This window comes from Streptomyces sp. NPDC002643, from assembly GCF_053592555.1.
This window is the reverse complement of the sequence record NZ_JBSFVY010000002.1, coordinates 181,908-199,916: the sequence shown is the minus strand read 5'-3', so window position 1 is coordinate 199,916 and position 18,009 is coordinate 181,908. Positions and strand designations below refer to the sequence as shown.

The 18,009-nt window shown below is 70.4% G+C and carries 17 protein-coding genes and 1 tRNA gene; 7 read left to right on the top strand and 11 right to left on the bottom strand.

Features of this window, described 5'->3' with window-relative positions:
- The first annotated feature begins 157 nt into the window (after positions 1 to 157).
- The 3 genes from ACWD4G_RS03395 (at position 158) to ACWD4G_RS03385 (ending at position 3,309) form a co-directional block, all read left to right on the top strand.
- On the top strand, positions 158 to 1,510 hold the full coding sequence (locus ACWD4G_RS03395; RefSeq protein WP_451290471.1) for an SGNH/GDSL hydrolase family protein: 1,353 nt from the start codon (positions 158 to 160) through the stop codon (positions 1,508 to 1,510).
- Positions 1,511 to 1,715: 205 nt separating this feature from the next.
- Positions 1,716 to 3,050, top strand: a complete 1,335-nt coding sequence (locus ACWD4G_RS03390; RefSeq protein ID WP_451290470.1) for a S8 family peptidase — start codon at positions 1,716 to 1,718, stop codon at positions 3,048 to 3,050.
- Between the two features lie 10 nt (positions 3,051 to 3,060).
- Positions 3,061 to 3,309, top strand: a complete 249-nt coding sequence (locus ACWD4G_RS03385; RefSeq protein ID WP_451290468.1) for a hypothetical protein — start codon at positions 3,061 to 3,063, stop codon at positions 3,307 to 3,309.
- 167 nt (positions 3,310 to 3,476) lie between these two features.
- Here the strand turns inward: ACWD4G_RS03385 and ACWD4G_RS03380 are convergent, their stop codons facing one another.
- From ACWD4G_RS03380 to ACWD4G_RS03365, 4 genes are read right to left on the bottom strand one after another with little or no spacing between them, the layout of a single operon-like run.
- The gene (locus ACWD4G_RS03380) at positions 3,477 to 4,307 is read right to left on the bottom strand and encodes a DUF1707 SHOCT-like domain-containing protein (protein WP_451290467.1); all 831 of its coding nucleotides are present in this window, start codon (positions 4,305 to 4,307) and stop codon (positions 3,477 to 3,479) included.
- A gap of 33 nt (positions 4,308 to 4,340) precedes the next feature.
- Positions 4,341 to 5,336, bottom strand: coding sequence for an ABC transporter ATP-binding protein (locus tag ACWD4G_RS03375; RefSeq protein ID WP_451290466.1), 996 nt, complete (start codon positions 5,334 to 5,336; stop codon positions 4,341 to 4,343).
- Between the two features lie 6 nt (positions 5,337 to 5,342).
- Entirely contained in the window at positions 5,343 to 6,245 is a 903-nt protein-coding gene (locus ACWD4G_RS03370; protein WP_451290464.1) for an ABC transporter permease, read from the bottom strand.
- Positions 6,238 to 7,038: an ABC transporter permease gene (locus ACWD4G_RS03365; protein WP_451290463.1), complete on the bottom strand. Its 801-nt coding sequence runs from the start codon at positions 7,036 to 7,038 to the stop codon at positions 6,238 to 6,240. The genes ACWD4G_RS03370 and ACWD4G_RS03365 overlap by 8 nt, the downstream gene beginning before the upstream one ends.
- Before the next feature lie 1,619 nt (positions 7,039 to 8,657).
- On the opposite strand from ACWD4G_RS03365, the gene ACWD4G_RS03360 reads away from it, so the two are divergent.
- The gene (locus ACWD4G_RS03360; RefSeq protein ID WP_451290462.1) at positions 8,658 to 11,459 is read left to right on the top strand and encodes a transglycosylase domain-containing protein; all 2,802 of its coding nucleotides are present in this window, start codon (positions 8,658 to 8,660) and stop codon (positions 11,457 to 11,459) included.
- A gap of 93 nt (positions 11,460 to 11,552) precedes the next feature.
- On the opposite strand, the gene ACWD4G_RS03355 is transcribed toward ACWD4G_RS03360, so the two are convergent.
- Together ACWD4G_RS03355 and ACWD4G_RS03350 are read right to left on the bottom strand one after the other, a co-directional pair.
- Positions 11,553 to 11,894 carry a GroES family chaperonin gene (locus ACWD4G_RS03355; protein ID WP_172638899.1) on the bottom strand — a complete coding sequence of 114 codons (342 nt, stop codon included), beginning with the start codon at positions 11,892 to 11,894 and terminating at the stop codon, positions 11,553 to 11,555.
- 22 nt (positions 11,895 to 11,916) lie between these two features.
- On the bottom strand, positions 11,917 to 12,246 hold the full coding sequence (locus ACWD4G_RS03350) for a DUF3618 domain-containing protein (protein ID WP_451290757.1): 330 nt from the start codon (positions 12,244 to 12,246) through the stop codon (positions 11,917 to 11,919).
- A gap of 133 nt (positions 12,247 to 12,379) precedes the next feature.
- On the opposite strand from ACWD4G_RS03350, the gene bcp reads away from it, so the two are divergent.
- Together bcp and ACWD4G_RS03340 are read left to right on the top strand one after the other, a co-directional pair.
- Positions 12,380 to 12,847: a thioredoxin-dependent thiol peroxidase gene (gene bcp / locus ACWD4G_RS03345; RefSeq protein ID WP_451290460.1), complete on the top strand. Its 468-nt coding sequence runs from the start codon at positions 12,380 to 12,382 to the stop codon at positions 12,845 to 12,847.
- A gap of 71 nt (positions 12,848 to 12,918) precedes the next feature.
- Positions 12,919 to 13,001, top strand: a tRNA-Leu gene (locus ACWD4G_RS03340).
- Between the two features lie 117 nt (positions 13,002 to 13,118).
- Here the strand turns inward: ACWD4G_RS03340 and rdgB are convergent.
- The 4 genes from rdgB to ACWD4G_RS03320 all read right to left on the bottom strand — a co-directional run bounded on the left by rdgB (position 13,119) and on the right by ACWD4G_RS03320 (position 15,374).
- On the bottom strand, positions 13,119 to 13,721 hold the full coding sequence (gene rdgB, locus ACWD4G_RS03335; RefSeq protein WP_451290459.1) for an RdgB/HAM1 family non-canonical purine NTP pyrophosphatase: 603 nt from the start codon (positions 13,719 to 13,721) through the stop codon (positions 13,119 to 13,121).
- A gap of 76 nt (positions 13,722 to 13,797) precedes the next feature.
- Positions 13,798 to 14,196: a hypothetical protein gene (locus ACWD4G_RS03330; protein WP_451290458.1), complete on the bottom strand. Its 399-nt coding sequence runs from the start codon at positions 14,194 to 14,196 to the stop codon at positions 13,798 to 13,800.
- Between the two features lie 125 nt (positions 14,197 to 14,321).
- Positions 14,322 to 15,059, bottom strand: coding sequence for a ribonuclease PH (gene rph, locus ACWD4G_RS03325; protein WP_451290457.1), 738 nt, complete (start codon positions 15,057 to 15,059; stop codon positions 14,322 to 14,324).
- Positions 15,060 to 15,140: 81 nt separating this feature from the next.
- Positions 15,141 to 15,374 (bottom strand): glucose PTS transporter subunit EIIB, encoded by a 234-nt coding sequence (locus ACWD4G_RS03320; RefSeq protein WP_451290455.1) that lies wholly within the window; start codon positions 15,372 to 15,374, stop codon positions 15,141 to 15,143.
- 151 nt (positions 15,375 to 15,525) lie between these two features.
- Between ACWD4G_RS03320 and ACWD4G_RS03315 the strand changes: the two genes are divergently transcribed.
- A complete protein-coding gene (locus ACWD4G_RS03315) occupies positions 15,526 to 16,779 on the top strand; it encodes a PTS transporter subunit EIIC (RefSeq protein WP_451290454.1) in 1,254 nt (417 codons plus the stop codon).
- A 95-nt stretch (positions 16,780 to 16,874) separates the two neighbouring features.
- Here the strand turns inward: ACWD4G_RS03315 and ACWD4G_RS03310 are convergent, their stop codons facing one another.
- Positions 16,875 to 17,627, bottom strand: a complete 753-nt coding sequence (locus ACWD4G_RS03310; RefSeq protein ID WP_451290453.1) for an MBL fold metallo-hydrolase — start codon at positions 17,625 to 17,627, stop codon at positions 16,875 to 16,877.
- Positions 17,628 to 18,009: the final 382 nt, after the last annotated feature.

Here is an 18,009-nt window from a genome sequence, read left to right as displayed (position 1 = left end):
TGTCCCCCGTACACATTGTCCCCTTCATCGTTCTTCGTCCATCAATGATTCTTCGTCTCCCCATGACCGACTCCTGGAACGGACGAGGAGTTCCCGGCGTCATCATGGGTGATCACATCGGAGCCGCGGCTCCACTGCCCGAGGAGCCGAGCACCGCATGACCAAGCAGCACGGTTGTGCACTGTTGGCCGCGATCCTCGCCCTGGTCGTGGCGATCTCGGCCGCGATATACATCGGGGTCGGCGTCGACGACGGAACCCCGCGCCAGAAGACCCTCGGCCGCCCGCCCCGCAACAGCGCCGCCCCCGCCTCCACGGGCGTCTGGGTGGGCGCCTGGTCGGCGTCGCCGAGCGGCGCGGAGGCGGGCACCGAGCGCAGCGGCTTCGCGGGCCGCTCCCTGCGCAATGTCGTCCACACCTCGACCGGCGGTACGAGCGCCCGCGTCACCCTCTCCAACCTCTACGGCCACCAGCCGCTGACCATCAGCCACGCCTCCCTCGCGGTCGCCGCCGCCGTGAACACCCCGGCCGCCGCGCCCGGCACCATGCGCCGCCTCACCTTCGCCGGCCGTACGACCGTGGTCATCGCCCCTGGCCGGCAGGTGATCAGCGACGCGGTACGGGTGCCGATCCCGGCCGACGGCGACGTGCTGATCACCACCTACTCCCCCACCCCGTCCGGCCCCGCCACCTACCACGCGCACGCCCGGCAGATCTCGTACACCGCCGAGGGCGACCGGGCCTCGGACGTCACCGGGGAGCCGTACACCACACAGTCCCCGCACTGGCGGTACGTCACCGCCCTGGACGTCCTCAGCAACGAGGCCGAGGGAACGGTCGTCGCCCTCGGGGACTCCCTCACCGACGGCATCACCTCGACCGTCGGCGAGAACAGACGCTGGCCGGACGTCCTCTCCGACCGCCTCCGCGCCGCCGCCGGGACCTCCGCCCAGGGCCACTCGACCGCCGACTCCGACGCACCCCGCTACAGCGTCGTCAACCAGGGCATCAGCGGCAACCAGCTCCTGGCCAGCGGCGCGGGTCGACCACCCGGCAACCCGAGCGGCCTCAGCCGCTTCCCCCGGGACGTGCTCGCCCGTACGGGCGTCAAGGCCGTCGTCGTCGACCTCGGCGTCAACGACATCCTCCGCGACCCCGGCGAGGCCGACCCCGACGCGATCGTCGACGGCCTGCGCGAACTCGTCACCCGCGCCCACGCCCGGGGCCTGCGCGTCGTCGGCACCACCCTGATGCCGTTCTACGGCCACCGCGGCTACTCCGACCAGCGGGAATCCGTACGCCGGGCCGTCAACGACCGCATCCGCTCCGGCCGGGTCTTCGACGCCGTCATCGACTTCGACAAGGCCCTGCGCGACCCCTACGACCCCCGCAGGCTGCGCTCCGACTACGACTCCGGGGACCATCTCCACCCGAGCGACCGGGGCTACGAGCGGATGGGCGAGGTCGTGGACCTGAGGAAGCTGAAGGGCACGGCTCCGGCCGAACTGTAGGAGCCCCGGCCCCGGCCCCGGTTCGCCCCACCCACCCGACCCTCACTCCCCGCACACGGTCAGCCGCGCTGTGTTGCCGACCTCCGCGCCCGGTGCGACGGTGTTCGAGGCGCCTCGCGGGGGCGGACGTTCCGTGCGGAACCACCTCGCCGGGCGGCATCAACGAAGCCTCGGGGGCACGCACGCACAGAAAGCGGGAAATTCAATGGCGAACGGTCCCATGGGCAGGCGCCCCTTCGGCGAGCAGCCCAACCGGCCCAACGGCTCCACGCGGGGTCAGCAGTCGGAGTACACCGGCCGGTACGTGGTCCTGCTCGACCCGAGCAACCAGGAGAGCGGGCTGAACGCGCTGCGCTCCAACGCCGACATCGCACCCGTCGAAAACGTCCGGGGCGCGGACATCCAGAACGTCACCGAACTACTGGAGCGGCCCGACGTCTCGGTGCTCTTCGAGGACCTCGCCGCCGCGGTCGTCGAGGTGCGCCCCGAGCAGCGGCACGCGCTGGTGACCACCGCCGAGGCGGAGTCCTCGATCATCGCCGCCGAGCCGGAGCGCATGGTCTACGCGATGCCGATCACCACTCCGACGCAGGCGCCGACCGAGTTCTACCCGGCCTACCGCAGCGACGAGGACGTGGTCAGCCGCCACACCGCGACCGAGATCGCCATGGGCCAGGGCCCCGCCTGGCAGGAGAAGGACTGGACCTGGGGTCTCCAGGCCATCCGGGCCAATCTGTCCCATCTGACCGGCAAGGGTGTGAAGATCGCCGTCCTGGACACCGGTGTGGACACCAAGCACCCCGACTTCTCCGGACGCATCGCGGCGACGATGTCGTTCGTGCCGGGCGAGTCCGTCGAGGACGGCAACGGCCACGGCACCCACTGCATCGGCACCGCCGCCGGTCCGGCCAACCCCCGGCAGGGTCCCCGTTACGGCGTGGCGCCCGAGGCGACGATCCTCGCGGGCAAGGTGCTCAGCAACGCGGGCAGCGGCACCGACGGCCAGATCCTGGCGGGTATGGCCTGGGCGGTCTCCAACGGCGCGAAGGTGATCTCCATGTCGCTCGGCGCCCGGGTCCGGCCGGGTGAGCTGTTCCCGCAGACGTACGAGAACCTGGCCAAGCGCGCGCTCCAGCTCGGCACGGTGATCGTCGCCGCCGCGGGCAACGAGAGCCGTCGCCCGGGCTCCGTCGAGCCGGTCGGCCGGCCCGCCAACTGCCCCTCCATCCTCGCCGTGGCATCGCTCGACAAGGTGATCAGCCCGTCGTTCTTCTCCAACGCCGGCATCAACGACCAGGGCGGCGAGATCAACATCGCCGCACCCGGCCGTGACGTGCACTCGGCCGCCCCCAACGGCGGCTACCAGGTCATCAGCGGCACCAGCATGGCCACGCCCCATGTCGCCGGCTGCCTCGCGCTGCTCGCCCAGGCGGACCCCACCGCCACCGCGGCCCAGCTCATGGCCAAGCTCAAGGCCAGTGCGTTCCCGCTGATGCAGCCGGTCAGGGATGTCGGCGCGGGCCTCCTCCAGGCCCCGTGAGCGAGGCCCTGTGAGCGAGCCCTCCCGCTCCGAGCCGGTCGGGGTCATCCTCTCGGTGGACCCCGACCGGTTCGCGGACACCGTCGAGGCCCTGCGGCGGGCCGGCCTCACGGTCACCGGCGAACAGCCACTCCTCGGCACGCTCTCCGGAACCGTCCCGGAGGACCGCATCCCGGCCTTGACGGCAATCCCCGGCGTCCTCTCCCTCGACCGCGACCGCACAGTACGGCTCCCACCACCCGACTCACCGATCCAGTGAACGGGAGCCACTGAGTTCCCCGCCCACCCTTGATCGGCCCGCAGGGCCGTCTTTTTAGGGGCGCGGGGCTGTGACATTTGCGGCTCCGCCGCGTGGGCGCGACCAGCCCCCACGCACCCGCAGCCAAAAACAAGCAGCTATACCTCCCCGGGGTGGGGAGCGCCCACTCAGCGATCCCCGCCCCGCCTACGCTCCCGCTCCTCCCGCAACGCCTCCCGATGCTCCCGCATCGCCTCACGATGCGCGTCGTGGAGGTCGTGCAACTGGTCGCGGCGGGACGAGTGCAGCTCACGCCGGGCCTCCCTGCGCTCCTGCCGCCGGGCCTCCTTCAGCCGCTGCCGCTCGGCCTTCGGCACCTTCCGCTCGACGCCGACGCCGCCCCAGAACGCGAACCCGGTGATGATCACGCGAGGTGCGCCGGGGTCCCCCGGTACGCCCTCCTCGCCATGGTCGAAGCCGCCCATGACGCCGATCCCCCGGACGACGACCTCGACGCCGGGCGGCACGACGACATTGACGCCGCCCATGATGGCGACGACGTTGATCGTGACCTCGCGCTCGGCGAAGTAGGCGTCGCGCAGGTCGAGTTCACCGCCGCCCCAGAAGGCGAAGCAGTCGAACCGCTTGGGCACGGTCCAGCGCCCCTTGCGTTCGAAGCCCGACATGACGGCCACACCCCAGGTGGATGTGGACTCGCCGCCGGTGATCCGGTCCGCCCAACTCAGCTCACCCTCGGGCCGCTTGACGAGGGAGACGGCCGGGTCCGGCACGACGGTCGGCGGGGCCACGGTCCCGGCGCCGGGCAAGTCACGGGTGATGGGGGCGAGTTCGCCGTACGTCCGTGCCTTGTACGTCGCCTCCAGCCGCTCCTGGAACTCCTCCATGTCGAGCCGCCCCTCGGCGACGGCGTCCCGCAGCTGTTCGGCGACTCGCTCACGATCGGCGTCCGAGGCCCGAAGATCCTCGGCGGCCGGGTGGTCCGGAAGGTCGTCCGTCATACGAATCAGCCTACGAGGAACATCCGCCCCGGGCTACGAAACGGCCTCGCCCACATCCTGCTGGGCGTACATCTGTGCGATCACGGCCTCGATGTCCGGCTCCCGCACCGACAGGTCCACCAACGGATACGCGGACGCGATCCGGGCCACCAGCGGCGCCGCCGACTCCGACGCGGGGAAGGCCAGCCACTGCCGGGGCCCCTCGACCCGTACGACCCGGGCAGGCGCGGCCTCGATCGGCGGCAGCTCGCGCTCCAGGTCGACGACGAGGGTCCGCTCGCTCTCGCCGACCTCGTGCAGCCCGGTCAGCGGACCGTCGTACATCAGCCGCCCGTGGTCGATGACCATGACCCGGCGGCACAGCTGCTCGATGTCCTGGAGGTCGTGGGTGGTGAGCAGCACGGTCGTACCGCGCTCGGTGTTGAGGTCCTTCAGGAACTCCCGCACCTTGGCCTTGCTGATGACGTCGAGTCCGATCGTCGGCTCGTCCAGATACAGCACCTCGGGGTCGTGCAGCAGCGCGGCCGCGATGTCACCGCGCATCCGCTGGCCGAGGGAGAGCTGACGTACGGGGACGTCCAACAGGGCGCCCAGTTCGAGGAGTTCGACACAGCGGTCGAGGTTCTCGCGGTAACGGGCGTCCGGGATGCGGTACATGCGGTGCATCAGCCGGTAGGAGTCGATGAGGGGGAGGTCCCACCACAGGGTCGTCCGCTGCCCGAAGACGACACCGATACGGCGGGCGAGGCGCGTCCGCTCGCGGGACGGATCGATTCCGGCGACCCGCAGCCGTCCCCCGCTCGGCGTCAGGATGCCGGTCAGCATCTTGATCGTCGTGGACTTCCCGGCGCCGTTGGGCCCGATGTAGCCGACCATCTCCCCTCGCGCCACGGTGAAGGAGATCGAGTCGACGGCCCGCACCTCCCGCCGCTCGCGCCGCAGGAACCCGGCCTTCTTGCGCACGTCGAAGACCTTCTCGACGCGGTCGAGTTCGATGAACGTGTCTTCCATGGCTTCTGTGTCTTCCATGGCTCCCTAACTCCCCGTACTCCGATACGAACGCAACCCCGCCCGCCAGGCCACCCCCGCCGCCGCGCAGCACGCGACGCCCACGAGCGGTGGGGTGAAGGCGACCCAGGCCGGCAGGTCCAGCGGGTAGGGGCGGCCCAGGATGTAGAGGCCGGGCAGCCAGTTGACGAAGGCGAGCGGCAGGACGAACGTCACACCGCGCAGCAGGTCCTTGGCGAAGAGGCCCGGCGGGTACTGCAGAAGGGTGGCGCCGCCGTAGGTGAAGGCGTTCTGCACCTCGGAGGCGTCCTGGGCGACGAACTGGAAGGCCGCGCCGGCGATGAAGACCGCCGCGAAGATCAGACCGCCGCTCGCCACCATCAGCGGGATCATCAGCACGTTCACCGGGGTCCAGGTGACGTCGAGGGTGGCGAGGGCGTAGCCGAGGACGAACAGCCCCTGGGTGACCCGGCCGAGCCGGCGCAGGGCGAACTTGTCGGCGGCGACCTGGGCGAGCACCGGGGCGGGCCGCACGAGCAGGGTGTCCAGCGTGCCGTCGCGGACCCGGCGGCCGAGCCGGTCCATGGAGCCGATCATCAGATCCGCGAGCCCGAAGGCGACGGCGGAGGTGCCGTAGAGAAGAGCGATCTCAGGGAGCGCGTACCCGCCCAACTCGTCCACCTGGGAGAACATCAGCAGGATCGCGAGGAAGTCGAAGGAGGTCGCCGCGAAGTTCCCGAAGGTCGTCATGGCGAAGGAGGCGCGGTAGGCCATCGTGGAGCGAATCCACATGGCGGCGATCATGCGGTAGGCGCGCAGCCCGTCCCTTACGCGGCTGAGGGTGCCGTACTCGCCGAACGGGTCGTCGGGGGCGGCCGGGGCGGCGGGGCGGGCTTCCCGTTCCCGGGGCTGCTCTTCGAGGTCAACCACCCTGCACCACGACCTTCCTTGTGGCCGCCGACTGGATCAGCCGGCCGATGGCGAGGAGTGCGACGGCCCAGCCGGCCTGGAAGGCGAAGGTGCCGAGCGGGTCGGCCTCGCCGAGGAGGACGTCGGCGGGGGCCTGGAGGAGCGCGGACCAGGGCAGCACGCGGGCGAGATCGCCGAGGGCGCCGGGGAAGACGTTCAGCGGGAGCAGCATCCCGGAGAAGAAGACTCCGGTGAGCCACGTGATCTGCATCGCTCCGGCGCCGTCGAGAAGCCAGAACGCCCACAGCGCCACGATGTATCGGATCGCGAAGCTGACGAGTGCGCCGAGGGCGACCGCGACGAGAGCGGCGAGCCAGGGCAGCGCGGTGGAGGGCAGGGCGAGGTCGAAGAAGAGGGCGCCGCACGCCATGGGGACGAGGCCGCGTCCCAGCAGTTGGAACGCGGCGCGGCCCATGTCGGCGGCGAGCCACCACAACTGGAGGTCGGCGGGCCGGTACAGATCGACCGCGATGTCGCCGGTGCGGATGCGCTCGATCAACTCCTCCTCGAAGCCGGCGCTTCCCAGCACCATGACCGCGAACATGGCCTGGCCGACCCAGACATACGTCATCGCCTGCGCCTGGTCGTAGCCGCCCAGGTGAGGCTTCTCGTGCCAGAGGGCCATGTAGGTGTATGCGAGGATGAAGCCGAAGACGGTGTTGGTGAACACTCCCGCCGCGGTGGCCACCCGATATGTCGCGTACCGCCTGAAACCACCGGCGGCGACGGCGGCGTACAACCGCCCTGTGCCCACGAGGAAACCCCCATCCGCTGCGAAGAGTTAGGCGAGACGCCGAGGCCGAGCCCGTTCCGGGCCGAAGCCCACGAGCCTAGTTCGCCACCGGATCGGTGTGCCATGTGTTTTCGGGTGAGGAGAGGGAGGCTCACAGGGGCGTGCGGGGCGCGTACCGGATTCCGGGAACGGATGGGCCGGTGCGTGAGTCTTTAAGCAAGGGTGCGAAGGTTGCCCAGAACGGGCGTGAAGCGTACGAGGCCGTACGGAAATGAACGTACGACGCGAAACAGGAGCACGGCAGCACGATGAGCGACGAGCCGCAGCCGAAGCGGAGCCCTGGCTGGGCACCGGGAGATCGGGCCCCCCAACCCCCGACCACCCCCGACGAATCGGACGACCACGCCGCCGAGACCGCCCCGGAGGGGACCTTCCCATCGGGCGAGGGGAAGGCCGGAACGCCCCATGGCGGTGGGGCGGGGACGTCGCACGGCGGCGGGCCGGGGATGTCGGCTGCGGGCGGGACCGGGTCGTCACACGACGGCAGGCCCGGGACGTCGGCTGCGGGCGGGACCGGGTCGTCACACGACGGCAGGCCCGGGACATCGGCTGCGGGCGGGACCGGGTCGTCACACGACGGCAGGCCCGGGACATCGGCTGCGGGCGGGACCGGGTCGTCACACGACGGCAGGCCCGGGACATCGGCTGCGGGCGGGACCGGGTCGTCACACGACGGCAGGCCCAGGACATCGGCTGCGGGCGGGACCGGGTCGTCACAGGGCAGCGGTGCGGGTAGGCCCGGGTCGTCACAGGGCAGCGGGCCGGGGGCGTCACACGGTGGCGGGTCCCGGACGCCGACTTCGGGCGAGCCCGGAGCGTCAGCTGGCGGTGAGACCGGCTCGACGAGGGGCGGCAAGAGCGGCCCGGTGACTGGTGGAGGGTCCGGCTCGGGGACCGGGGCCAGGCCTGCCCCGGGAGCGGGTGACAGGTCCGGCTCGGGAACGGGTGGCGGGACCCGCTCCGGGGCGGCCGCAGGGTTTGGCTCGGCCACGGGTGGTGTTCCGGGTTCGGCGGCTGGCGGCAGGGCCGCCGGTAAGCCTGGCTCGGCGGCGGGCGCCACGACCGGTGGGAAGGCCGACGCCGCGAGCGGTGGCAAGGCTGAGGGCGGGGCCGGGGCGCGGCCTGGCGCGGGGGCCGGTAGCGGGCCCACGGGCGGGCCCGGTTCGACGCCCGGCGAGAAGCCTGCCGGAGGCTTCGGCGGAAGGACCGGAACGACGCCCGGCGACAAGCCCGCCGGAGGCTTCGGCGGACGGTCCGGATCGCCATCCGGTGGTACGCCCGAGGCCGCACCCGGCGGGAGGCGTGGCTCGGAGGCCGGTCGTAAGGCCGGCTCGGAATCTGCGGGCGAGTCCGGTGCGGCGTCCGCGTCCACGGGCGAGTCCGGCTCGGCTTCCGCCTCCGGCCCTGGCTCCACGTCCACCCGTGGACCCGGTTCCGCTGCCGGTCGTACCCCCGGTTCCACGGCCGGTCGTACCCCCGGCTCCGGCCCCGGTTCCACGACCGGTCGTAACGCCGGCTCGGCACCCGGCCGTACCCCCGGCGCCTCGGGACCCGGTCGGCGGGACGATGTCGAGAGCACCATGACGTTGGGTGTCACCCCCGCCGGGAAGTCCGGCGCGGCCGGTGGCGGTAAGCCCGGCTCCCCCGCCTCCGGTACGCCCGGCCGCACCCCCGGTACCCCCGGCTCCCCCGCCTCCGGTACGCCCGGCCGCACCCCCGGCTCCCCGGGCGCCCCCAAGTCCGGTTCCCCGGCGGCCCGTACGCCCAGTGCGGCGGTCCCCCCTGGTCCCCGGCGGCCGGACGACGTGGAGCAGACCATGACGCTCGGCGTCGCGCGCGGCGGCGGGCCGGGCTCGGCGGCCGGACGAAAGTCCCGCAAGGCGGCGGGCGCGGCGGGCGCGGCAGCCATCGGCGCGGCGGGCGCGGCCGGTGGTGCCTCCAAGGCGGGCGCCGCCGGTGCGGCAGGCCTCGCCGGTGCTGCCCTCAGCGGCGCGCCGGGCGGTGGTGCCGGGGACGGCGTCGCCGCCACCTCCGTGATCGATGTCACCCCGGACGGGTCGGCGCCCGGCAAGCAGAAGAAAGGCAAGCGGCCCAAGCGGACCGGGTGGAGGCGGATCATCCCCACCTGGCGCATGGTGCTCGGCAGCTTCATCATCACGATCATGCTGCTGATGGGCGCCTTCGCCCTCGGCTACTACATGGTCCACATCCCCAAGGCGAACGCGTTCGCGACCAAGCAGTCGAACGTGTACCTGTACGCGGACGGGACGCAGATCGCGCGCGACGGCGAGGTCAACCGCGAGAACGTGCCGCTGTCGAAGGTCTCCAAGGCCGCCCAGCACGCCGTACTCGCCGCCGAGGACCGCGACTTCTACACCGAGTCCGCCGTCGACCCCAAGGCCATGATCCGCGCCGCCTGGAACACGGCGACCGGCAAGGGCAAGCAGTCCGGGTCGACGATCACCCAGCAGTACGTCAAGAACTACTACCTGGCGCAGGACCAGACGGTCACCCGCAAGGCGAAGGAGTTCTTCATCGCCATCAAGCTGGACCGCGAGGTCACCAAGGACGAGATCCTGGAGGGCTACCTCAACACCAGCTTCTTCGGCCGCAACGCCTACGGCATCCAGGCGGCCGCCCAGGCCTACTACGGCGTGGACGCCGACGAACTCACCGCCGAGCAGGGCGCGTACCTCGCCGCGCTCGTCAACGCGCCCAGCATGTACGACGTCGTCGCCCACCCCGAGAACAAGGACGCGGCCGTCGCCCGCTGGAACTACGTCCTCGACGGCATGGTCAAGGAGGGCTGGCTGCAGCAGTCCGAGCGCGCCGGGATGAAGTTCCCGACGCCGAAGCAGACCACGACCTCCACGGCCTTCTCCGGCCAGCGCGGCTACCTCGTCGAGGCCATCAAGTCGTACCTCGTCGAGCACAAGATCATCGACGAGAAGGCGCTGGAGAACGGCGGTGGCTACCGCATCACCACCACCATCCAGCCCAAGATGCAGAAGGCGTTCATCAAGGCCGTCGACGACAACCTGATGGACAAGCTCGACAAGAAGAACCGCAAGGTCGACAACTACGTCCGCGCCGGCGGTGTCTCCATCGACCCGAAGACCGGCAAGGTCATCGCGATGTACGGCGGCATCGACTACACCAAGCAGTACGTCAACAACGCCACCCGCCGCGACTACCAGGTCGGCTCCACCTTCAAGCCGTTCGTGTTCACCTCGGCCGTGGAGAACAACTCCAACACCCAGTCCGGCCAGCTCATCACCCCGAACACGATCTACGACGGCACGAGCGAGCGCCCGGTCGTCGGCTGGCCCGGCGAGGCATACGCCCCGGAGAACGAGGACTACGTCGACTACGGCAACATCACCGTCCGCCAGGCCACCGACAAGTCCGTCAACTCGGTGTACGCGCAGATGGCCGTGGACGTCGGCCCCGAGAAGGTCGAGCAGACCGCGATCGACCTGGGGCTGCCCAAGGACACCCCGGACATGAACCCGTACCCGTCGATCGCGCTCGGCACCGCCACCGCGAGCGTCCTCGACATGGCGGAGGCGTACGCCACCCTCGCCAACCACGGTGAGCACGGCACGTACACGATGATCGAGAAGATCTCCAAGGACGGTGAGGCCATCAAGCTGCCCTCCACGGAGTCACGTCAGGCGATCAGCCGTCAGGCCGCCGACACCACCACCTCGGTGCTGCAGAGCGTCGTCCAGGGCGGTACCGCCACGGCCGCCCAGGCCTCCGGCCACCCGGCCGCCGGCAAGACCGGTACCGCCGAGGAGGACCAGGCGGCGTGGTTCGCCGGGTACACCCCCGATCTCGCCACGGTCGTCTCCGTCATGGCCCAGAACCCCGAGACGGGTGCCCATGAGTCGCTGTACGGCGCGATGGGTCTGCAGCGGATCAACGGTGGTGGCGCACCCACGGAAATCTGGGCGCAGTTCACCAAGGACGCGCTGAAGGGCAAGAAGGTCAAGGACTTCGACCTGGAGCTCCAGGAGGGCGCCGACGTGGTCGTCGTCCCGCCGAGCACGCCCGCCGAGGACCCCGGCGCCACGGGCGAGGAGGAGCCGACCACCCCCACCGACGACACCCCGACCACCGGCACCACGGACGGCGGCACCGGCGACGACACCACCACCGGCGGCACCCCGACGACCGACGGAGGAGCAACGGCCGACGGCGGCACGGCGACCGACGGAGGAACGGACGACAGCGGCGGCACAGCCACCGAAGGAGCGACAGCCGACGGCGGCACGGCAACCGAGGGAGCGACAGCCGACGGCGGCACAGCGACCGAGGGGGCGACGGCCGACGGCGGAGTCACGGCGGGAAGCGGCACCTCGGAGGGGACGTTCCCCTAGCGGCGCGTCCCGCCCCGTCCAACGTGGCGTCGGGCAGCGAAGAAGGGGCTGGTGGCGATGGCCACCAGCCCCTTGTCCCAGGTACCGGGTCGCTCAGAGATACAGGCCGGTCGAATCCTCGGAACCCTCGAAGCGGTCGGCGGCCACGGCGTGCAGATCGCGTTCGCGCATCAGGACGTACGCGACGCCGCGGACCTCGACCTCGGCGCGGTCCTCGGGGTCGTACAGGACACGGTCGCCCGGCTCGACGGTCCGGACGTTCTGGCCGACCGCGACGACCTCGGCCCAGGCGAGGCGCCGCCCGACGGCCGCCGTCGCGGGGATCAGGATGCCGCCGCCGGAACGCCGCTCGCCCTCGGCGGTGTCCTGCCGCACGAGCACACGGTCGTGCAGCATCCGGATGGGCAACTTGTCGTGGTGGGTCTTCTCGCTCACACCCTGAACCTACCTGTCCTCGTCAGCCCCTACGACGCCGAGTCCCGAGCGCGAGCAGCCCGACGACCCCGACGACCACGAGCGCGACGGGCACGATGCGCTCGACCCGGGGCGCCCCGTCCTCGTTGACGAACTGCGCCTTGACATCGCTGACCACGCGGTTGGCCCCGACATAGGCCTTGCCGAGGGTGTGGTCGATATTGGAAACGACCCTGGCCCTGGCGTCGCCGACGATGGTCTTCGGGTGCACCCGGACGCCGATCTCGTCGAGCGTCTCGGCGAGGGTGTCGCGGCGGCGCTTGATGTCCGCCTCGATCTCGGCCGGGGTTCTGATGTCCGAGGTGTCCGCCACCGCGCTGCCTCCCGTTGTCGTGCCCGTTGTCGTGCCCGTATGCGTACGCGTAGCCGTGCGCGTCACGGACAGTCTGTCAGTTCCGCCGGTCACCGCACCGCCTGGGCCCGCCGCGAGGGCCTACGCTGGTCCGATGAGTGAGCGACTCCAGCCCGGGGACGTGGCCCCCGCCTTCACCCTTTCCGACGCCGACGGCAACGAGGTGTCCCTGTCCGACCACAAGGGCCGCAAGGTCATCGTGTACTTCTACCCGGCCGCCCTGACACCGGGCTGCACCAAGCAGGCCTGCGACTTCACCGACAACCTCGAACTGCTGGCCGACGCCGGCTACGACGTCATCGGCATCTCCCCCGACTCCTCGGAGAAGCTCGCCAAGTTCCGCGAGAAGGAGTCCCTGAAGGTCACCCTGCTCGGCGACCCCGACAAGACGGTCCTCGACGCGTACGGCGCCTTCGGCGAGAAGAAGAACTACGGCAAGACCTACATGGGCGTCATCCGCTCCACGATCGTCGTCGACGAGGAGGGCAAGGTCGAGCGGGCCCTCTACAACGTCCGAGCCACCGGCCACGTGGCCAAAATCATCAAGGACCTGGGCATCTGATCCACCCCTCCCCCCCGGCGCGGGGGAGGCAACAGGCCGCCGGCCTCTGCCGGTACGATGGCAGGCGACCAGCGGCGGTGGTGCAATGGCGACACAGCAGGTTTAGGTCCTGTGGCCCTTAGCGGGCTTGAGGGTTCGAATCCCTTCCGCCGCACGGAAATCGGCCCGCGCATCGAAGGATCGATGCGCGGGCCGTTCCCGTTTCTGGATCTCAATGGACCTCAATGGACCTCAGTGGATCTCAGTGGGCCTCAGTGGATCTCAGTGGGCCTCAGCCCAGCAACTCCCGCACCACCGGCACCAACGCCCGGAACGCCTTCCCCCGATGGCTGATCGCGTTCTTCTCCTCGGCGGTCAGCTCGGCGCAGGTCCGTGTATCGCCCTCCGGCTGGAGGATCGGGTCGTAGCCGAAGCCGTTCGTGCCCACCGGTGTGTGACGCAGTACGCCCCTCAACTGCCCCTCGACCACGCGTTCCGTGCCGTCCGGCAGGGCGAGGGCGGCCGCGCAGGCGAAGTGGGCCCCTCGATGGGCGTCGTCGATGTCGGAGAGCTGGGCGAGGAGGAGTTCGAGGTTGGCGCGGTCGTCGCCGTGGCGGCCGGACCAGCGGGCGGAGAAGATGCCGGGGGCACCGCCGAGGACGTCCACGCAGAGCCCGGAGTCGTCGGCGACGGCCGGCAGCCCCGTGGCCCGCGCCAGGGCATGGGCCTTGAGGAGGGCGTTCTCGGCGAAGGTGACGCCGGTTTCCTTGGTGTCGGGGATCTCGGGGTAGGCGTCCGCGCCGACGAGGTCGTGGGTGAGACCTGCGTCGGCGAGGATCGCCTTCAGCTCGGTGATCTTTCCGGCGTTGCGGGTGGCGAGGATCAGGCGGGTCATGGGGACCAGTATCGCCAGCCCCGGCCGGGGGCGGTGCGACCGGTCACCGGCCGGCCGCCGCGACACCCACGCCTCGTTACGACGTGCAGACCTTCGTCAGTTCGCCCGCCGCGCTCGTGATGCCGCTGAGGTCGGGGGTGGCGTCGCCGTCGTTGACCGCGGTCTGGACGTCGTCCACGGCCTTCTGGAGGTCGTCGACGGCCTTGTTGACGTCGGCGTTGTCCGTCTTGTCGCCGATCTCCTTGAGGTTCTCGTCGATGGAGTTGAGGGACTCCTCCAGTTGCGTCGGGTCGTTCGACGCGTTCTCGACGGCTTGCTGGAGGTCGCTCACGCTCTGGGTGATGGCCTCGGCGGTCTGGACGCAGTCCAGGGCCTTGTTCACGGCGTCGCAGCCGGTGGTGAGCCCGGCCGTGAGCGCGACCGCTGCTACGGCTCCGGCGATGGCGGTGATACGACGTCGGTGGCTCGCGGCCATGGAACGGTCCTCCTGTCGGTCGGGGCGAGACGGGCGCACGGTCTGTGGCCGCGCGCCCGTACTGGCAAGGACGCGCCCGGGAGCGTCACGGTTGCCGATGACACCCGGCGCTCTTGGGGCGCCCTTTACCTTTCGAGGACGGTATCAAGTGCCTTGGCCTGGAGGAGAGCCAGTTCGGTACAGCCGGAAACCGCGAGGTCCAGCAGGGAGTTGAGCTCCTCGCGGGCGAACGGCTCGGCCTCGGCGGTGCCCTGGACCTCGACGAAGCGGCCGTCGCCGGTGCAGACGACGTTCATGTCGGTGTCGGCCTTGACGTCCTCCTCGTAGCAGAGGTCGAGGAGGGGGACGCCGCCGACGATGCCCACGGAGACCGCGCTCACCGTGCCGGTGAGGGGCTGGCGCCCGGCGCGGACCAGCTTCCTGCGCTGGGCCCAGCCGACGGCGTCGGCCAGCGCCACATACGCCCCGGTGATCGCCGCCGTACGCGTACCGCCGTCGGCCTGGAGCACATCGCAGTCGAGGACGATCGTGTTCTCGCCGAGCGCCTTGTAGTCGATGACGGCGCGCAGGGAGCGGCCGATGAGGCGGGAGATCTCGTGGGTACGGCCGCCGATCTTGCCGCGTACGGACTCGCGGTCGCCGCGGGTGTTGGTGGAGCGGGGCAGCATGGAGTACTCGGCGGTGACCCAGCCCTCACCGCTACCCTTGCGCCAGCGCGGGACGCCTTCGGTGACGGATGCGGTGCAGAAGACCTTGGTGTCGCCGAAGGAGATGAGGACGGAGCCCTCGGCGTGCTTGCTCCACCCGCGTTCGATGGTGACCGGGCGGAGTTGTTCGGGCGTACGGCCGTCGATACGAGACATGCCGACGAGCCTATCGGCACCTACGGAGGCGCCCCCTCCCTCGATGGGAAGGGGCTCGGCAAGGCCTGGTCGGGCCGGGGCTCACATCATGTCTTCGATCTCCGCCGCGATCGGGTCGGCGTCCGTGCCGATGACGACCTGGACGGCGGTGCCGATCTTGAGGACGCCATGGGCGCCGGCGGCCTTGAGCGCGGCCTCGTCGACGAGGGAGGGGTCGTTGACCTCGGTGCGCAGGCGGGTGATGCAGCCCTCGATCTCCTCGATGTTGTCGAGGCCACCGAGCCCGGCGACGATCTTCTCAGCCTTGCTGGCCATGGCAGTTCTCCTGTTTTCCGTGATCCCCGCCGAGTGCGGCGGAGGTGGCCGAGAGAAGTCGCGGAGCGAAGGCTTCCAGACAACTTCCCCATCTGCTACAACAGGTCTACACCACTGAGTGGTGTAGACCACCACCCGATGGAGGAAGTATATGAGCACCGCCGACGCGCCAGCGGTGGTCCCCACGAGGAAGTGGGGACCGGGAATGTTCCAGGGTCTGCAGAAGGTCGGTCGCAGCCTTCAGCTCCCCATCGCCGTCCTCCCGGCGGCCGGCCTGATGGTCCGGCTCGGCCAGCCGGACGTCTTCGGGGCCGACGGCCTCGGCTGGGACAGGGTCGCCGCCGTCTTCGCGAACGCGGGCGGCGCCATCACCGGCAGCCTCCCGATGCTCTTCTGCGTCGGCGTCGCCATCGGCTTCGCCAAGAAGGCCGACGGCTCCACCGCCCTCGCCGCGCTGGTCGGCTTCCTCGTCTACAGCAAGGTTCTGGAGGCGTTCCCGGTCACCGAGGCCAAGATCACCAAGGGTGCGGACATCGCTGCGACCTACAACAACCCCGGTGTCCTCGGCGGCATCGTGATGGGTCTGCTCTCGGCGGTCCTCTGGCAGCGCTACCACCGCAAGAAGCTGGTGGACTGGCTCGGCTTCTTCAACGGCCGCCGTCTGGTGCCGATCGTCATGGCCTTCGTCGGCGCCGCCGTCGGCGTCTTCTTCGGACTGGTCTGGGAGCCGATCGGTGCGGCCATCGGCGACTTCGGCGAGTGGATGACCGGCCTCGGCTCCTTCGGCGCCGCCCTCTTCGGTGCGATCAACCGGGCGCTCATCCCGATCGGCATGCACCAGTTCGTCAACACGGTGGCGTGGTTCCAGCTCGGCGAGTTCAAGGACGCGGCCGGGCAGGTCGTCCACGGCGACTACGGCCGCTTCCTGGCCGGCGACCCCACCGCCGGTATGTTCATGTCCGGCTTCTTCCCGATCATGATGTTCGGTCTGCCGGCCGCGGCTCTGGCCATCGCGCACACCGCCCGCCCGGAGCGCCGCAAGGCCGTCACCGGCATGATGGTCTCGCTGGCGCTGACCTCGTTCGTGACGGGCGTGACGGAGCCCATCGAGTTCTCCTTCATGTTCATCGCCCCGATCCTCTACGTCATCCACGCCCTGCTGACCGCCGTCTCGATGGCCGTCACCTGGGGCCTGGGCGTCCACGCCGGCTTCAACTTCTCCGCCGGCTTCATCGACTACGCCCTCAACTGGAACCTGGCCACCAAGCCATGGCTGATCATCCCCATCGGCCTGGTCTTCGCCGCCCTCTACTACGTCGTCTTCCGCTTCGCCATCGTGCGTTTCAACCTCCCGACGCCGGGACGCGAACCGGAGGAAGAGGTGGAGGACCTCACCAAGGCGTGAGCCTCCGGCACACCGATCCGCCGGGTACGCCGGTACGCACATGGGTGGGGCCCCGGGAGCCGAATCGTTCCCGGGGCCCGCTCACGTCTTCGGGGCTAGACCTCGTACGTCTTCCTGGGTGCCGCCAGTTCCACCGGGCCGTCGTACACCGCGCGGGCGTCGACGAGGTTGACCCGCGGGTCCGTCCACGGCGGGATGTGGGTGAGGAGGAGGCGGCGGGCGCCGGCGCGGGCGGCCGTCTCGCCGGCCTCACGGCCGTTGAGATGCAGGTCGGGGATGTTCTCCTTGCCGTGGGTGAACGCGGCCTCGCACAGGAACAGATCGGCGTCGCGGGCCAGTTCGTCCAGGGCCTCGGTGACACCGGTGTCCCCGGAGTACGTCAGTGTCCTGCCTCCGTGTTCGATACGGATGCCGTACGCCTCCACGGGGTGGGCCACCCGTTCCGTGTGGACGGTGAAGGGGCCGATGTCGAACGTGCTCGGCTTGACCGTGTGGAAGTCGAACACCTCGCTCATGGAGGAGGCGGACGGGGTGTCGGCATAGGCGGTGGTCAGACGCTGCTCGGTGCCCTCGGGTCCGTAGACCGGGATGGGGGCGCAGCGGCCGCCGTCGTGCCGGTAGTAGCGCGCGACGAAGTACGCGCACATGTCGATGCAGTGGTCGGCGTGCAGATGGCTGAGAAAGATCGCGTCGAGGTCGTAGAGACCGCAGTGGCGCTGCAGCTCGCCCAGGGCACCGTTGCCCATGTCGAGAAGCAGCCGGAAGCCGTCGGCCTCTACGAGGTAGCTCGAACAGGCCGATTCCGCGGACGGGAACGACCCCGAGCAGCCGACGACGGTGAGCTTCATAAGAGCTGGAACCTCCGCGCTGGCGTGAGTCGTGACTGTCGTGACAGCTGTGTCGGTTGTGGCAGTTGGGGCGGCTGTGGCAGTGGGGACGGTTGGTCTGGTGGGTCGATGGTGCGGGTGGGGCGGTGGTGGTGGCGTACGGAGGGGCGGGCCGCGGATTGCAGGTAGTACGCAGTGCCGGTTGCAGTTGGCGGGGTTGCGAAGGACGGACGGAGATACGGCGGTACGGCATGGGTGGTGCGGTCCGTTGAGCGTAAGGCGCAAAAGGGTGGGTCGCTCCTCCGGCAGGGGCCGTTGTGGGCGAACTCACCTGTGGTGTCACCGGTTCGGCTGGTGGTGGGGCTGTTGGGGTGCGCGTGGGCCGGGGTGCGGGAGCGCCGGG

Bases quoted from the DNA above. Each gene is read 5' to 3' on its own strand.
- ACWD4G_RS03395 (WP_451290471.1), top strand. From the start codon at position 158: ATGACCAAGCAGCACGGTTGTGCACTGTTGGCCGCGATCCTCGCCCTG.
- ACWD4G_RS03390 (WP_451290470.1), top strand. From the start codon at position 1,716: ATGGCGAACGGTCCCATGGGCAGGCGCCCCTTCGGCGAGCAGCCCAAC.
- ACWD4G_RS03380 (WP_451290467.1), bottom strand. From the start codon at position 4,307: ATGACGGACGACCTTCCGGACCACCCGGCCGCCGAGGATCTTCGGGCC.
- ACWD4G_RS03375 (WP_451290466.1), bottom strand. From the start codon at position 5,336: ATGGAAGACACAGAAGCCATGGAAGACACGTTCATCGAACTCGACCGC.
- ACWD4G_RS03360 (WP_451290462.1), top strand. From the start codon at position 8,658: ATGACGTTGGGTGTCACCCCCGCCGGGAAGTCCGGCGCGGCCGGTGGC.
- bcp (WP_451290460.1), top strand. From the start codon at position 12,380: ATGAGTGAGCGACTCCAGCCCGGGGACGTGGCCCCCGCCTTCACCCTT.
- rdgB (WP_451290459.1), bottom strand. From the start codon at position 13,721: ATGACCCGCCTGATCCTCGCCACCCGCAACGCCGGAAAGATCACCGAG.
- ACWD4G_RS03330 (WP_451290458.1), bottom strand. From the start codon at position 14,196: ATGGCCGCGAGCCACCGACGTCGTATCACCGCCATCGCCGGAGCCGTA.
- rph (WP_451290457.1), bottom strand. From the start codon at position 15,059: ATGTCTCGTATCGACGGCCGTACGCCCGAACAACTCCGCCCGGTCACC.
- ACWD4G_RS03320 (WP_451290455.1), bottom strand. From the start codon at position 15,374: ATGGCCAGCAAGGCTGAGAAGATCGTCGCCGGGCTCGGTGGCCTCGAC.
- ACWD4G_RS03315 (WP_451290454.1), top strand. From the start codon at position 15,526: ATGAGCACCGCCGACGCGCCAGCGGTGGTCCCCACGAGGAAGTGGGGA.
- ACWD4G_RS03310 (WP_451290453.1), bottom strand. From the start codon at position 17,627: ATGAAGCTCACCGTCGTCGGCTGCTCGGGGTCGTTCCCGTCCGCGGAA.